At 70.2% G+C, this 14,296-nt stretch carries 17 protein-coding genes; 7 read left to right on the top strand and 10 right to left on the bottom strand.

Going from position 1 to position 14,296, the window contains the following annotated elements:
* Position 1: 1 nt before the first annotated feature.
* Positions 2-1,222 (bottom strand): tyrosine-type recombinase/integrase, encoded by a 1,221-nt coding sequence (locus tag ABDZ89_RS06620; protein ID WP_343777657.1) that lies wholly within the window; start codon positions 1,220-1,222, stop codon positions 2-4.
* A gap of 158 nt (positions 1,223-1,380) precedes the next feature.
* Between ABDZ89_RS06620 and ABDZ89_RS06615 the strand changes: the two genes are divergently transcribed.
* Both ABDZ89_RS06615 and ABDZ89_RS06610 read left to right on the top strand, forming a co-directional pair.
* Positions 1,381-1,689, top strand: coding sequence for a MazG nucleotide pyrophosphohydrolase domain-containing protein (locus ABDZ89_RS06615; protein ID WP_343777656.1), 309 nt, complete (start codon positions 1,381-1,383; stop codon positions 1,687-1,689).
* 63 nt (positions 1,690-1,752) lie between these two features.
* Positions 1,753-1,956, top strand: a complete 204-nt coding sequence (locus ABDZ89_RS06610; protein WP_343777655.1) for a hypothetical protein — start codon at positions 1,753-1,755, stop codon at positions 1,954-1,956.
* Positions 1,957-1,984: 28 nt separating this feature from the next.
* Here ABDZ89_RS06610 and ABDZ89_RS06605 read toward each other — a convergent pair whose 3' ends face one another.
* Both ABDZ89_RS06605 and ABDZ89_RS06600 read right to left on the bottom strand, forming a co-directional pair.
* On the bottom strand, positions 1,985-2,407 hold the full coding sequence (locus ABDZ89_RS06605; RefSeq protein ID WP_343777654.1) for a universal stress protein: 423 nt from the start codon (positions 2,405-2,407) through the stop codon (positions 1,985-1,987).
* A 71-nt stretch (positions 2,408-2,478) separates the two neighbouring features.
* Positions 2,479-3,003 carry a CinA family protein gene (locus ABDZ89_RS06600; protein ID WP_343777651.1) on the bottom strand — a complete coding sequence of 175 codons (525 nt, stop codon included), beginning with the start codon at positions 3,001-3,003 and terminating at the stop codon, positions 2,479-2,481.
* Positions 3,004-3,062: 59 nt separating this feature from the next.
* Between ABDZ89_RS06600 and ABDZ89_RS06595 the strand changes: the two genes are divergently transcribed.
* Both ABDZ89_RS06595 and ABDZ89_RS06590 read left to right on the top strand, forming a co-directional pair.
* Complete coding sequence (locus tag ABDZ89_RS06595; RefSeq protein WP_343777650.1) at positions 3,063-3,635, top strand: transcriptional regulator FilR1 domain-containing protein; 573 nt, start codon at positions 3,063-3,065, stop codon at positions 3,633-3,635.
* An 84-nt stretch (positions 3,636-3,719) separates the two neighbouring features.
* Positions 3,720-3,980, top strand: a complete 261-nt coding sequence (locus ABDZ89_RS06590) for a hypothetical protein (RefSeq protein WP_343777648.1) — start codon at positions 3,720-3,722, stop codon at positions 3,978-3,980.
* Between the two features lie 52 nt (positions 3,981-4,032).
* Here ABDZ89_RS06590 and ABDZ89_RS06585 read toward each other — a convergent pair whose 3' ends face one another.
* The 4 genes from ABDZ89_RS06585 to ABDZ89_RS06570 form a co-directional block, all read right to left on the bottom strand.
* Positions 4,033-4,674, bottom strand: a complete 642-nt coding sequence (locus tag ABDZ89_RS06585) for a thymidine kinase (RefSeq protein WP_343777646.1) — start codon at positions 4,672-4,674, stop codon at positions 4,033-4,035.
* A gap of 56 nt (positions 4,675-4,730) precedes the next feature.
* Complete coding sequence (locus ABDZ89_RS06580; protein ID WP_343777644.1) at positions 4,731-5,186, bottom strand: hypothetical protein; 456 nt, start codon at positions 5,184-5,186, stop codon at positions 4,731-4,733.
* A 104-nt stretch (positions 5,187-5,290) separates the two neighbouring features.
* Positions 5,291-6,355: an amidohydrolase family protein gene (locus ABDZ89_RS06575; protein ID WP_343777642.1), complete on the bottom strand. Its 1,065-nt coding sequence runs from the start codon at positions 6,353-6,355 to the stop codon at positions 5,291-5,293.
* 72 nt (positions 6,356-6,427) lie between these two features.
* On the bottom strand, positions 6,428-7,708 hold the full coding sequence (locus ABDZ89_RS06570; RefSeq protein WP_343777640.1) for an HD domain-containing protein: 1,281 nt from the start codon (positions 7,706-7,708) through the stop codon (positions 6,428-6,430).
* A gap of 117 nt (positions 7,709-7,825) precedes the next feature.
* Between ABDZ89_RS06570 and ABDZ89_RS06565 the strand changes: the two genes are divergently transcribed.
* Positions 7,826-8,230, top strand: a complete 405-nt coding sequence (locus ABDZ89_RS06565) for a universal stress protein (protein ID WP_343777638.1) — start codon at positions 7,826-7,828, stop codon at positions 8,228-8,230.
* A 40-nt stretch (positions 8,231-8,270) separates the two neighbouring features.
* Here ABDZ89_RS06565 and ABDZ89_RS06560 read toward each other — a convergent pair whose 3' ends face one another.
* The 3 genes from ABDZ89_RS06560 to ABDZ89_RS06550 all read right to left on the bottom strand — a co-directional run bounded on the left by ABDZ89_RS06560 (position 8,271) and on the right by ABDZ89_RS06550 (position 11,577).
* A complete protein-coding gene (locus tag ABDZ89_RS06560) occupies positions 8,271-9,470 on the bottom strand; it encodes an HD domain-containing protein (protein WP_343777636.1) in 1,200 nt (399 codons plus the stop codon).
* 112 nt (positions 9,471-9,582) lie between these two features.
* Positions 9,583-10,134, bottom strand: coding sequence for a helix-turn-helix domain-containing protein (locus ABDZ89_RS06555; RefSeq protein WP_343777634.1), 552 nt, complete (start codon positions 10,132-10,134; stop codon positions 9,583-9,585).
* A gap of 81 nt (positions 10,135-10,215) precedes the next feature.
* Entirely contained in the window at positions 10,216-11,577 is a 1,362-nt protein-coding gene (locus tag ABDZ89_RS06550; RefSeq protein ID WP_343777632.1) for a phosphoribosylamine--glycine ligase, read from the bottom strand.
* A 145-nt stretch (positions 11,578-11,722) separates the two neighbouring features.
* Here ABDZ89_RS06550 and ABDZ89_RS06545 point away from each other — a divergent pair, with 145 nt between their 5' ends.
* Positions 11,723-12,529 carry an alpha/beta fold hydrolase gene (locus tag ABDZ89_RS06545; RefSeq protein WP_343777630.1) on the top strand — a complete coding sequence of 269 codons (807 nt, stop codon included), beginning with the start codon at positions 11,723-11,725 and terminating at the stop codon, positions 12,527-12,529.
* A gap of 1 nt (position 12,530) precedes the next feature.
* Positions 12,531-14,135 (top strand): AMP-binding protein, encoded by a 1,605-nt coding sequence (locus ABDZ89_RS06540; protein ID WP_343777628.1) that lies wholly within the window; start codon positions 12,531-12,533, stop codon positions 14,133-14,135.
* Positions 14,136-14,296: the final 161 nt, after the last annotated feature.

Raw genomic sequence — 14,296 nt, 5'->3', positions numbered from 1 at the left:
GTCACTCGTCGTCGGCCATCAGATGCTTGACCGGTGCCGTGATCCGTCGGTTGACCGTCCGGAGGTCCTCGGCGACCTGCGGGTCGTCAGTCTCGACCCCGGACTCGAACATGGCCTCGTCGACCTCCTCGACGCGCTCGGCGGCCTCGGGCGAGAGCGCCTGGTGACACCAGACGCACCACTCCTTGTCCCGGGGCGTCTCCCGGTCACACCGCGGGCAGGTGAGCGGCGCGTGGTCGTCACCGTCGGGGTCCTCCTCGACGTCGAGTCCATGCATCGACGCGTAGGCGCGCTCGTTCGACTCCTCGCCGAACCGAGCCATGTAGCGCTGGGTCGCCTCGGAGCCGCGCTTCCGGCCCTGTCGGTCCTCGATCCGCGACTGGCTCATGCCCTGGAGGACGAGCCACCGCGTGTTAGACCGACGGAAGTTGGTCGGGGTGACCTCCTTCGAGAGGTCGATCCGCTTCTTCGGCTCCTTGAAGTTGCTCAGGTAGCTGGTGTAGCTCTGGGGCTCGGGCTTCGAAAGGTGCGACCACATCGGGGCGTCAGGGTCGTCACCGGCGGGGTGGTCGTTCAGCCACTTGTTGATGTACGGGACGGAGACGACCAGGTGGACGACGCGTTCGCCCTCCTTGCCGTCGACGTGGACGGCGAGCGAGTGTTCGCCGTCGACGATGTCGCCGATGGTGAGCGACTGGAGCTCGCCGCCGCGGAGCCCCGCCTCGAACTGGAGCATGATACACGCCGCGTCCCGGGTGTTCCGGCAGGCGTCGACCATCGGTTTGACGTCCTCCTCGAACAAGAGGAGGTCGCGCTCGCTCGGCGTCGGGTCGTAGGTGCTCGAGGTACCGGTCGGGATCCACGCGACGCTCTCGGGCGACTCGTCGAGGCGACGGACGCGCTTCGCGAAGACACGGACAGCGCTCCGGTAGTCCCGGTTCGTCTCCTCGTTGTCGTACTGCCGGTTGATCCAGCGGACGACAGTCTCGGCCGCGTCGCGATCGTGGGCGGCCTCGGCGAGCTGGTCGGTCGCCTCGGCCATCCGCGTACAGTGCCGGAGGAGCTTGAGGTGTCGGTAGTCGGAGTACTCGCTCTTCATCAAGTCCAGCTGGTCGGAGAAGGTGAGCAGCGCCTCGGCGTCCTCGTCAGTGACGTCGCGTTCGCGCTCGCGAATCCGCTTTCGGAGCCCTTCGACCGCGTCCCGGGGATCCTGCGTCGACATACACGCTGGTGGAGCGGAGGGATTGTAAACATAATTCCCACATCCCTGCCCTGGCTCTCTGACCCGTCTCGTCTCTTTCCGTCTGGCCGGGGCGTTTACGACGGCGTGAACTCACTGATCCGCCACGCATTTACCGTGCCGTAGAGCAGTCGCCCGCGATGGACGAACAACGAACCGTCGCCGCGTTCGTCGACGACCACGACCTCGACGCCCCGCCGGAGTACCGCCTCCTCGACGTCGTCTCCGAACTCGGCGAAGTGGCGAAAGACGCCGCGGAGTCGACCGGCTACGGCGCGCACCCGGACCGGATCGCCGTCAGCGACGACGAACTCGGAGACGCGCTCTTCGCGCTCTTCGCGCTCGCCGACTCGCTCGACGTCGACGCCGGGGAGGCACTGGACGAGTCGCTCGCGAAGTACGAAGAGCGGATCGAGGCGTCGGGAGCGCCGGACTCGGGCGAGGACTGACCTGCGCGGCGCCGGGCGCCGGTCAGAGATCCGTTTATGTACGTCCCGCGCGGACTCGGGCGCATGGACTCGTCGGACACCGCGCTGCTTGGCGTGGCCGGAATCGTCGGTGCGCTCGCGTTCGCGATAGTGTTCGCCGGCGGCTACCTCTTCGGCCTCGACGGGTCGGTCGCCCGGCCGATCCGACTGCTCGCGGTCGAGCCGCTGACGTGGATCGTCCTCGCCGCGCTGGTCGTCGCCGTCATCGGCAACGCCTACATCGAGTGAGGAACGCGGAGGCCGCGTCGGCCGAGCCTCACCGCACGACCGTGACCGGCACGGGCGAGCGATCGAACACCGTTTTCGCCACGTTCCCGACGAGCAGCCGGTCCGCGAGCGACCCGCTGTGCGTGCCGAGGACGACCGCGTCGAACTCCTCGGCGTGATCGAGGATGCCCCGAGCGGGCCGGCCGACCTCGACGACCGTCTCGACGGTCACGTCGTGCTCGGCGGCGATCTCGCGGGCCCGCTCGAACACGGGTGCGGCCGCCTTACGCATCTCCTCGTCCGAGTCGTCGGACAGCGCGAGCCCGACCGCCGCTCCCATCATCGGCGACGGACCGCCGACGACGTGGATCACGGTCAGGGCCGCGTCGTCTCCGTGCGCGTCGAGCGCGTAGCGCAGCGCTCGCTCCGCGAGGTCGGAGTCGTCCATCGCCACCAGGACGCGGTCGATCATGCCCTCGCTACGCGGAGGCGAGTGATAACACCTCGCACACTTCGAGCGCCGTTCCGCGACCCGGTTCGCGCTCAGTCCGTCGACGCCGCGTCGTCGACGCGCTCGATGGCACGGACGAGGGCGTCAAGCGCGGTCTCGGCCGCACCGCGCTTCACCGCGTCGCGGTCGCCGTCGAGCACGACTCGCTCGGTCCGGACGAATGAGTCCCCGGTGCCCCACGGAGCGGCGTGGGCGACGCCGACGTAGACCAGCCCGACGGGTTTCTCGTCGGTCCCGCCCGTCGGTCCGGCGATACCGGTCGTCGCGACAGCCCAGTCCGTGTCCCCTCGGTCGCGCGCGCCGGCCGCCATCTCGCTGACCACCGGGTCGCTCACGGCGCCGTGCGCGTCGAGCGACTCGCGAGAGACGCCGAGCAGCTCGCGTTTGGCGTCGTAAGTGTACGTCACGAACCCGCGGTCGAAGTAGGCGCTGGCGCCCGGCACGTCGGTCACTCGCGACCCGACCAGCCCGCCAGTGAGCGACTCCGCGGTCGCGAGCGTCTCGTCGCGGTCGCCGAGGAGCCCCGACAGGCGCTCGGCGGGAGGCGTCTCGTCCATACGCCGTCTGCGAGCGGCACGTCCCTGACGTTTACGCCCGGCCCCCTCCAACGGCGACCGTGACCGACGACACGCGGTCGCCCGCGGCGGCCCTCCGATCGCTCGTGGCGAGCGCCGTCGACGCGGACCTCGCTGCCCTCGACGGTCAGACGGAGGTCGTCGAGCGCGCGAACGAGACGGCGAGCGGCGACGCGGTCGCTCCGGTCGACGCGGACCTCACTGAGCGACTGGCCGAGGTCGTCGGCGACGCCGAAGCGGTCGTCGCCGTCGTTCCGCGACTCGACGCCGGTCTCGCCCGACGGCTGAGCGGGGTCGTCGAGGCCGCGGACGGCGACGGAGACGCCCCCAGAGACCTCCGCGTCGTGTTCACCGACGCCGCGAGCGACCGCCTTTCGGGGCCGGCCGGTCCGGTCGTGCGGCGGCTCCTCGTCGAGCGCGGGATCGAGGCGTACCGTCACGACGGGGAGTCGCCCGTGACGGTCGCCCTCGCCGACGACCGGGCGGTCGTCGGGCTAGTCGACGGAGACGGGATCGCCGCGCTGCTGTGGTCCGACGCGCCGGCGGTCCGCGAGTGGGCGGCCGCCACCTGTGGCCGCTACCTCGACGCCGCGGAGCCGGTGGGCGACGACTGAGACCGGTTCCCGGGGTCGAACCGAGCGGCGTCGACGGGGCGGACTCCCCGGTCCGCTTTTGAGGGTCGCCGTCGAAGGGCCGACATGAAAGCGCTACTGCTGTTGGTGGCCGGAATCGGCGGACTGATCGAGGCCGTCGCGCCGCGTCGCGCCGTCGCCCTCTGGACGCGCGCGCTCTACCGAAACGCCGGCGAGGCGGAGCCTCGGGACTGGGTGTACGCGGCCGCGAAGGCGGAAGGGGCGCTCGTCGCGGCGGGCGCGCTCGTCGGGTTGTTCCGACTCGCGACCGCGAGCGACGAGGAGTCGGAAGCCGACGAGGCGGACGCGACGGAGACTCCGGCCTAGCGGGCGTTACGGACGAGAGGCGGAATCGTGAGAAGAGGGAGTCGGCGGGCGGTCAGTCGTTCGCGGGGTCCGGGTCCGGACGCTCGAACGGTCGCTCTTCTTCGGGCCTGTCTCCGGTCAGGAGGACGTGACAGTCCCGACACCGGGCCTCGTAGGACTCCTCGGCGCCGACGAGGATCGTCGGGTCGTCGACGTGCGCGGGCTCGCCCTCGATGAGTCGTTGGTTCCGGGAGGCGGGCTCCCCACAGACCGAGCAGATGGCCTGAAGCTTGTCGACGTACTCGGCGGTCGCCATGAGCTGGGGGAGCGGCTCGAACGGCTCGCCGCGGAAGGTCTGGTCGGTGCCCGAGACGATCACCCGGCTACCGCGGTCCGCGAGCTCGTTACACACCTCGACGAGGGCGTCGGAGAAGAAGTTCGCCTCGTCGACCGCGACGACCTCGGCCGGGTCGTCGTCGAGCACCTCGAAGGGTCCGTCGCCCTCGTTGTCGACCACTGTCGCCTCCCACTGCCGCCCCGTGTGGCTCCCGATCGTCGTCTCGCCGTAGCGGTCGTCGACTGCGGGCGTGTAGACGGCGACGGACTGACCGGCGATCTCCGACCGCCGGAGGCGGCGGAGCAGCTCTTCGGTTTTGCCGGAGAACATCGACCCCGAAATGACCTCGATCCAGCCGGATCGAGTGATGGCGTGCATACTCCATTGGGCCGCAGCCAGCGACTAAACCGTTTCTCTCCAGCCGCGAGCGCGAGCTAGACCCCGGTCGCGACGGCGACGATGACGGCCGCGACGAGGACGTACGTCGCCGCCGAAATCGCCCAGTCGCGCCGGATCGTCCCGAGCCGCTGACGCGGGAGGCCCGAGGCGCGGGGGAGCGGGACGAACGCGAAGAAGCCGACCATCAGCGCGAGCTGTGCGACGCCGGCGACCGCGACGGCCGCGAGGGAACCGAGGCCGAGCAGCGATCCGGTCGCGGCGACCAGTCCGACGAACAGCAGGCCCGAACCGCCGCCGGCGACGTAGTGGACCCACGTCGCCAGCCGCTCCGGGGCGTCGTCGACCGGCGTGTCCGTGAGCACGCCCGCGGCGACCTTCGGGGCCGTCGTCCCCTCGGGGAGCCGAGGCATCACCCGATCCATCGCGAGCGTCGCGACGAGGCCGACGATCGGTCCCAGCGCGACTCCGGCGAGCAGCGAGAGCGTCGTCATCGGTCGGTCGTACGCTCGGAGGCCATTTCATCCCGTCGGCGTGGCGCGAAATCGGGCGGAGAGCGGAGCGAGCGAGGAGTCGCGGCGGAAGGCCGGAGCGCGACTCAGTCGTCGCGGGGGACGACCGACTCGCCGCCGATGACGACCCGCGAGACGTCGGCCTGTCCGGCGCGCCTGACGACGGCGCGGACGAGGTCTCGCGCCCCGCTGAGGTTGTCGGAGTCGCCGTCTAAGACGAGCAGGTCGGCGTCGGCCCCGGGCTCGACCACGCCGCGGTTCGCGCCGGCTATCTCCGCCCCGTTGACCGTCGCCATGCGCAGTATCGCTCGGGCGGGGAGATCGGAGAGCTTCGCCGCGAACTCCATCTCGCGGAACATCGACGGCGAGTCTGTCATCACGTTGTCGGTGCCGAGCGCGACGGTCGTCCGCTCGGAGAGTTCGCGGATCGACGGAACGCCGACGTTCGTCACGAGGTTCGAGCGGGGACAGACGACGACCGGCGTCTCCCGGTCGGCGAGCCGTTCGAGGTGGATCGGTTCGGCGTGGACCATGTGGACGAGGAAGTCGGGGTCGAGGTCCATCGCGGCGTTGATGTCGTCGGCGTCGCGCTCGCCGGCGTGGATGCCGAACAGCTTGCCGGCGTCGCGCGCCTCCGTCCGGACCGCGTCGAAGTCGGCGTCGCGGGCGCCGGACGCACCGTACCCGTCCGCGACGGAGAGCACGTCCGGGTCGTCGCGGCCGAACACGACCGCGTCGATCGCGCGCTCGTCGAACTCCACTCCCTCGCCCGCGAGCGCGTCGCGGAGCGCGGAGACGCCCTCGACGCCGCCCTCGCGGAACTCGAGGAACGTGCCCGTCCCCGTCGACTCCATGTACCGGAGGGTACGGGCCATCGCGGCCACCTTCTCGTCGTGGTCCGCCGCTCGGAGGAGCCGGTGTTTCAGTCCGTCCGGCGGCGCGACGAGGTCGTCGAGCGAGAGCCCCTCGCCCGCCTCCTTGGCGATGGAGTCGCCGATGTGCGTGTGCGCGTTGACGAACGCGGGAAGGATCACGTCGTCGCCGTCGACGGCCGTCTCTTCGATCCGGAGGATCTCGCCGTCCGCGACGACGACCCGGCCCTCGACCGGCTCGAAGTCGGGACCGACCAGAATGGTCCCTTCGAGATGCATGTCTGAGGCTCGCCAGCCGGGGTTAAAATCTCACGGGAACGCGTCGACGACGGCGCTCCGTCCGGGTGGCCGTCAGAACTCGTCGAGGGTCGTCGGCATCGCGCCGCGCACTTCGGTCACGAGACCGTCGGGATCGAGCCCGAGCACGTCCGCCGCGGCTCGGCCGACGCGATCGGTCGCGGGGGCGGGCGCGTACACGCCGAGGCGCCACTGGTTCCGCTGGGCGGTCCGAAGCGCGGAGACGAGCGGGGACTGCCGTTCGAGGCGGCGGATCTGTCCGTTGACGGTGACGCGCGCGGTCGACTCGCGCATCGTCGGCTCGGGCGGCACGTCGAGGATCACGTGGTCGCGCGCGACGCCCGCCTCCTCGGCTATCTCGCGTTCGAGCGCGGTCTCGGCCGCACGGTCCGCGTCGTGGACGCGCTCGGGCACGTCCCCGTACTCGGCCCACACCGCCAGCTTGTACAGGTCGCGCTCGTCGTACCGGCGGGAGAGCTCGGCGGTCTCCCCGCAGTCCCGGAGCGCCGCGAGGAAGTCGTGGTCGTCCATGCGCCGCAGCTCCGACGCCGTCGTCGCGGTCGCGTCGAGGAGGTCGACCGCGCCCCGGCGCAACATCGCCTTCGAGATGCGCGCGACGTGGTGCGTGTAGACGACGGGATTCATCAGCGCGCGGGCGAGCAGCAGGCTCTCAGCGGTCTGGACGTTCCCCTCGTCTAGGACCAGTTGGAGGGCGCGCTCCGACGAGCCGTCGACCTCGACCCCGTCCGCGGCGTCGTCCCCGTTCGAGCCCGGGTCGACGAACGCCAGTTCGCGGACGAACCGCTCCGTGTCGATGGTCCCGTACGGGACGCCGGTGTGGTAGGCGTCGCGCACGAGGTAGTCCATGCGATCCACGTCGAGCTCGCCGGAGATCAGCGGGCCGTAGGTCCCCTCGCCGGCGACGAGCCGCGCGATCCGGTTCGGGTCGAGGTCGTGGTCGCGTAACACCTCGCCGACCGCGCCGGTCGCGAGCAGCTCGTCTACGTCGTCGTGGTACTTCCCGGTCAGTCGGTGCGTGAGCGATTCGAGGTTGTGGCTGAAGGGGCCGTGCCCCACGTCGTGGAGCATCGCGGCCGCCTCGATGCGGTCGGCGCGTTTCCCCTCGATCCCGAGGTGGTCGAGCGCGCGGCTCGCGAGGTGGTAGACGCCGAGGCTGTGCTCGAACCGAGTGTGGTTCGCGGAGGGGTAGACGAGCTGGACCGTACCGAGCTGTTTGACGTGGCGGAGGCGCTGGACGGCGGGGGTGTCGACGAGGTCCGCGGCGACACCGTCGATCTCGATGTGGTCGTGGACGGTGTCCTTGACCGTGATCATGCGTGCGCCTTCGGCGTCACGAGATAAAAGGCTGTGAGTCGAGCGCGCCGAAGCCTCGGTCTCGCGGCCCGCGAACCGGTGCTGCGATTTATACCTCGGCTCCGCGAACCGTCGGGTATGTACGACGTGTTAGTCGGAATCGGACTCGACGACGAGCCGCGGGCGATCGCACAGGCCGAGGCCCTCATCGATCTCCCGGCCGCCGCCGAGCAGGTCAGAGCACACCTCTGTCACGTGTTCCGAGACAATCCGGAAGGCGCGTCGGTCCACCAGCTCGGGACGGTGCGGCGCGCCCGCGAGCTCTTAGAGGACGCGGGCGTCACCTGCGTCCATTACGAGGCCAGCGGCGACCCCGCCGACGAACTGATCGCCGCGGCGGCCGACGTCGACGCCGACGCGATCTGCGTGTCCGGCCGGAAGCGCAGCCCGGCCGGGAAGGCCGTCTTCGGCAGCACGACGCAGGCGCTCGTGTTGAACGCTGACCGGCCGGTGTTGACCGTGCCGGGACCGGACGGAGAGTAACTCGGAGCGGCCGCGAGGGCGACGCGGACGACCCCGGCGATCAGGCGGACGGCCGGCCCAGGGCCCGGAGTCCGAGGACGTCTCGCGCCGCGCTCGCGACGGCGTCGACGTGGGGTTCCGGGCAGTAGACCCCGAGCGTCCAGCGACGGCGCTCCGCTGCTCGGAGGCCGGTGACGAGCTCGGAGGCGTCCTCTAACCGCTGCGGGACGCCGTCGACGACGACGGTCGACCCCGACTCCTTGAGCGTCGGCCGCGAGGGGATGTCGACGATCACCGCGTCGCGGTCGACGCCGACGGCGTCGGCGATCTCGCGTTCGGCCGCGCGCTCCTCCGCGCGCCCCGCGTCGACCGTCCCGGTCGGCACGTCGCCGATACCGGCCCAGACGGCGCGCTTGTAGAGGTCTCGCCGCTCGATGCGCTCGCCGAGCGCCGGGATCCGCTCGCGGAGTTCGACGAGGAGGTCGTGGTCCGCCATCCGACGGAACGCCTCGGCGTCCGTCTCCGTGCGGTCGAGGTAGCGCTCGCAGGCGCGCTCCAGCATGGCGCCCGCGACCCGAGAGACGTGGTGGCGGTAGACGACCGCGTTCATCAGCGAGCGGGCGACGAGCAGGCTCTCGGCGGTCGCGACGTTCCCCTCCTCCAGGACGAGGTCGGCCGCGCCGCTCCCCGCCTCGTCGACGAGCCGGAGCTCGTTCACGAGCCGACCGGTGTCGACGGTGCCGTACGGGACGCCGGTGTGGTGGGCGTCGCGCACGAGGTAGTCCATGCGGTCCACGTCGAGTTCGCCGGAGACGAGCGGGCCGAGCGCCCCCTTCCCGTCGATCAGCGACGCGACGCGCTCGGGATCGAGCCCGTTGCGCTCCAGCACCTGGCACACCTCGCGGTCGGCGTCGGTGAGCAGCCACCCGACGTCGTCGTGGTCGCGCCCGGTGGCGCGCCGGATGATCCCCTCGGTCTGGTGGCCGTAGGGGCCGTGTCCCACGTCGTGGAGCATCGCCGCGGCGCGGACGTGCGCGGCGGTGTCGTCGTCGACTCCGAGCCCGTCTATCGCGCTGCGCGCGAGGTGGTAGACGCCGAGGCTGTGTTCGAACCTGGTGTGGTTCGCGGAGGGGTAGACGAGCCGCACCGTGGACAGCTGTTTGATGTGTCGCAGCCGCTGGAAGGCGGGCGTGTCCACGAGCTCGGCGGCGAGGTCGCCCAGCCGGACGTGGCCGTGGACGCTGTCCTTGATGGCCTTCATTGCCGGACCCTCGTCGCCCGACGGATTGGTCGTTTCGACTCGCCGGACCCGTCGAGCGGACGCTCGGTTCGACGGTCACGCGCTCGCCCCGGCCGCGCGCGCCGGGTCGAAGTCACTCGTCGACGAGGGTGACCCCGAACCGCTCTTCGAGCGCGCGGACGACGGACCCGCCAACGTTGGCGGTCGCGGCCCGGCCGTCCTCGACCGCGTGGAGGTCGTCCTCGTCGACCTCCAACTCGGCCGCCACCTCCTCGACCGTCAGCCCGGCGTCCTGCCGCGCCTCGGTGACGACGTCGCCGTAGCCGGAGACGAGGTAGGGGAGGCGGTCGGCCTCGTAGTTCGTTCCCTCCTCCTCCCAGTGCTTCGAGTCGCCGGTCGCGGAGTCGTACATCTCCGCCTGCTTGCGTGCGAGCTCCTTCTTGCGGCTCTCGGTCGGGCTCGACCCGGAACCGGCGCCACCGGGGCTGCCGCCCGTGTTTCCGCCGCGAGCGTCGCCCCCGCTCGGGGCGTTCCCGGCGTCGTCGTGGGGCCGGCAGTTCGAACACACGAGCAGCTTCGCGCCGGCGACCGTCGCCTTCTGGAGCTGCGCGGTCTCGCGACCGCAGAGCTCGCACGCGTCGCCGTCGTCGCCGCCGCCGCCGCCGCCCGTCGAATACTTCGGCATACTCGGAGTAGTGGTCCGGGCCGTTAAAAAGTCGTGGAGGGCGTGCTCGGTGTCGCAGACGCGATCGCTCCGTCCCGATCGTCAGGGACCGAGGTACCCCCACGCCTGGAGGCGGTCGCCGTCGCCGTCGACCCAGCGCTCGCCGATGTCGTCGCGGTAGTACATGTTCGGCATCACGACGTCGTCGATGCGACCGTACGCCTGCTCGCGCGCCGCCCCCATCGTCTCGCCTTTCCCGGTGACGACGATGGGCATCCCGCTCTCGCCCGCGACGCGCCACTGCCCGTCGACCTGCTTCGTGTCCTCCAGATGAATTCCGTCAGGGGCGACCCCCGACGACGTCACGCGCTCGCCGCTCGCGTGGCTCCCCTCCCGGCTCTCCGTCTGGAAGACGACCGCCGCGTTCCGCGAGTTCTCGTCGTACGTCTTCTCGTCGTCGAACGGGAACGGCGGGAGGACGACTCTGACGGCGATCTGGTAGCCGCCGTGGACCGTCGGGTCGGGGTCGTTCCCGTGGGCGAGGTCGTAGAAGAACTCCGCCGTCGACGACTCGATCGACTCCTCTTGGAGGGCGATGGTCGGGTACCCGAACCGCGGCGTGAACTCCAAGGGATAGATGCCGCTCTCGTTGACGATACAGTTGATGTCGATGCTTCCGACGTAGCCCTCGTCGGCGAGCCAGCCCTCGATCTTTCCGAAGGTCTCTTTGAACAGTTTGTTCTGGCCCGCCCAGAACATCGAGGTCCCCATCTCGCCGGTCGAGGGGCCGATGTTGCCCGGGAATAATTTCTTATGCTCAAAATTAAAGTTGACCCGGTCAATGAACTCGTTCCCGTTGAAGAACCCGCAGATGGCGATTTCGACGCCCGCTACTTTGCGCTGTAGCTGGAAGCCCTTCATCCGGTGACCCCACGCTTTCTTGTACGCCCTCAACACGTCTACGACGTCGCTTCCGTCGTCCTCGTTTCCAACGTACAGTAAGCGCTTGACGTTCTGGACTTCGCCGAGCGGTTTGATGACATACGGGGCGGGGTTCTCCTGGACGTGTTGTATCCCTGCGTCGAAACTGTCGAAGATATGGTGTTCGACAGTGTTCACGCCGTGTTCTTCGAGGACCTCCATCGCGTAGCCGCGGTCCTCTTCGAGGTGATCGGTGTTCGGCGTCCCGCCGACGACGGCTTTCCCTTTCCCACGGAGCTCCTCGGCGAGTTCACCCGTGCCGACGTCGGAACCGACCCAGATATCGTCGAAGATGATGACGTCCGCCCAATCCACTTCTGCGCGCCAGTCGTCCGTCTTGGGGACGAACCCGTCGCCGATCTCCTGGTCGCTCTCGGCCTCGATGTAGTATCTCACCTCGTGGCCTTCGCGGTGAACTTGCCAGGCCAGATCGGTGATAAGTGCGGCGTCGGCGGAGACGAAGAGGAAGTTCGCGGTGTCCATGCCCTGGCCGTCACGAGGGAGGAACTTGAGTGTGCGTGCCGGCCGGGAGATCGGACCCGTCCGGCGGTCCGATACCCCCGCGACCCCCGGCACGGTTGAAAAGTTAACACCCGGGTTGATGGAGGGCGGCGTGGTCTCTCTGTTCATGCCAACTGTGACACGCGACGGCGTGACGATCGATTACGCCGTCGACGGGGACCCGGCGGGGCCGACGGTACTACTGCTCGAAGGGCTCGGGTACGGCCGGTGGATGTGGCGGTGGCTCACCGACGCGCTGGCCGACGACTACGAGGTTCTCAGGCCGGACAACCGCGGCACCGGCGACTCGGACGTGCCGGACGGCCCCTACACCGCGTCCGAGATGGCGGCGGACGCGAGCGCGGTCCTCGACGACCACGGGATCGACGCGGTCCACGTCTGCGGCGCGTCGATGGGCGGGATGATCGCGCAGGAGCTCGCGCTGGCCGACGACCGGGTCGCCTCGCTGACGCTACTGTGTACCTCTCCGGGCGGGGATGACGCGGCGCAGACGCCCCCGGAGGTCCAAGAGCACATCTTCTCCCCTCCGGAAGATGTCGGTCCGCGGGAGCGGATTCGGTACCTGATGGAGCCGGCCGTCTCCGAGGGGTTCTACGAGCGCGAACCGGACCTCGTCGACCGCATCGTCGACTGGCGGCTGGCCGGCGACGCGACGCCGACGGGCCGGGAGGCGCAGGCGGGCGCGGTGGCGGCGTTCGACGCGACCGACCGGCTCGGCGAACTAAGCGTGCCGACGCTCGTCCTCCACGGCACGGCGGACCGCGTTCTCCCGGTCGAGAACGCCGCGCTGCTCGCCGAGCACCTCCCGCATGCGACGGTCGAGCGGATCGAGGACGGGCCGCACCTCTTCTTCATCGAGGAGCGCGAGCGCGTCAACGACCGCGTCCGGACGTTCCTCGGCGAGGTCGCCTGAGATGGCGACCGAGAACGACCCGCGGGCCGACGGCCGCGACGACGGTTCCGACGCCGAATCCGACCGGCGACCGCACCCGCACGGCGACCGCGGCTACGAGTGGGTGGGATCGCTGTCCGCCCGGCGCGCCGAGCTCTCCCCGGATCGCGTCGCCGTCACCGACACCGCGGCGAACGCCGAGTACACCTACGCCGAGTTGGACGAACGCGCCAACCGGACCGCGCGGTTCCTCCGGGACGCCGGAGTGGAGGCCGGCGATCGGGTCGCCGTCGTCTCGCGGAACCGCGTCGAACTGGTCGACCTGTTCTTCGCGACGGGCAAGGTCGGTGCCGTGTTGGCGCCCCTCTCCCATCGACTCGCGGAGCGCGACCTCGCCGCCGTGTTGGGGACCGCCGGTCCCGAGTTGCTCCTCGTCGAGACGCCGTTCGAGGGCGACGTCGTCGACGCGTTGGAGCGGGCCGACGTGGAGCCGGCGGTCCGAGCGATCCCGACGGACGGCGACGACGCGTGGCGGCCGTACACCCAGGACCTCCCCGCGGACGGTTCGCCCGTCGAGACCGCGGACGTCTCGCTAGCCGACCCGCACCTCCTCTTACACACCGGGGGCTCGACGGGGACGCCGAAAGAGACCGTGATCAGCCACGGCGCGATCCGGTGGAACGCGTTCAACACGATCACCGCGTGGGGGCTCCGCGCGGACGACGTGACGCCGATGGTGTTCCCGATGTTCCACACCGGCGGGTGGAACGTCATCACGCTGCCGGTCTTCCAGATTGGCGGTCGCATCCTGTTGAGTCCCGAGGTCGACCCGGAGCGGGTCCTGCGCGACATCGAGCGCGAGTCCGCGACGACGCTCGTCGCGGTCCCCGCGGTGTTGCGGATGATGGCTCGCCACGACGACTGGGACGACACCGACCTCTCCTCGCTCCGGTTCGTGAAGAGCGGCGGCGGCCCCTGCCGCGAGAGCGTCATCGCGGCGTGGCGCGACCGCGGCGTGGAGATATCACAGGGGTACGGACTCACCGAGTGCGGGCCGAACAACTTCGCGATGCCCGACGACTTCCCGCCGGAGAAGACCGGCAGCGTCGGCGTCCCGGCGCTCGCGGTCGACGCGCGCGTCGTCGACGCGGACGGCCCCGTTCCCGACGGGGCGGTCGGCGAACTCGAACTCGCGGGCCCGGCAGCGGCCGACCGCTACTGGAACGAGCCCGAAGAGACGGCGGCGACCTTCGGCGACTGGGTGTCGACCGGCGACCTCGCGCGCGTCGACGAGGACGGCTACTACCACATCGAGGGGCGCAAGAAGAACATGTTCGTCTCCGGCGGCGAGAACGTCTACCCGCCCCGCGTCGAGGACGCGCTCACCGATCACCCCGATATCGAGGAGGCGGTCGTGATCGGCGTCCCGAGCGAGCGGTGGGGGACGGTCGGGAAGGCGATCCTCGTCGGCGACGAGTCGCTCACGCTCGACGAGGTCGAGTCGCACCTCGCCTCGCGCGTCGCCCGCTACGCGGTCCCGAAGCAGCTGGCGTTCGTCGACGAGATGCCCACCTCGGGGCCCTCGAAGATCGACCGCACGGCGCTGAAAACGCGGTTCGGCGAGTAGGCGAGGGCCCGCGAAACCGCCCGACTCCTGACGAACGAAGGCGGGAATCGGTCGCCGCGGTCCGGGGGGATGCCCCCGAGACGCCGTTATTCCACGGTCGCGTTAAGTTTGGCGTGAATTGTGGTAGACGGCGAAGGCTTCGAGCCAGTTTTGAGCTGTCT

Source organism: Halorubrum ejinorense (assembly GCF_039522565.1).
Lineage (GTDB): Archaea > Halobacteriota > Halobacteria > Halobacteriales > Haloferacaceae > Halorubrum > Halorubrum ejinorense.
The sequence above is the reverse complement of the archived record's forward strand: the minus strand, read 5'-3'. Positions and strand labels throughout refer to the sequence as shown.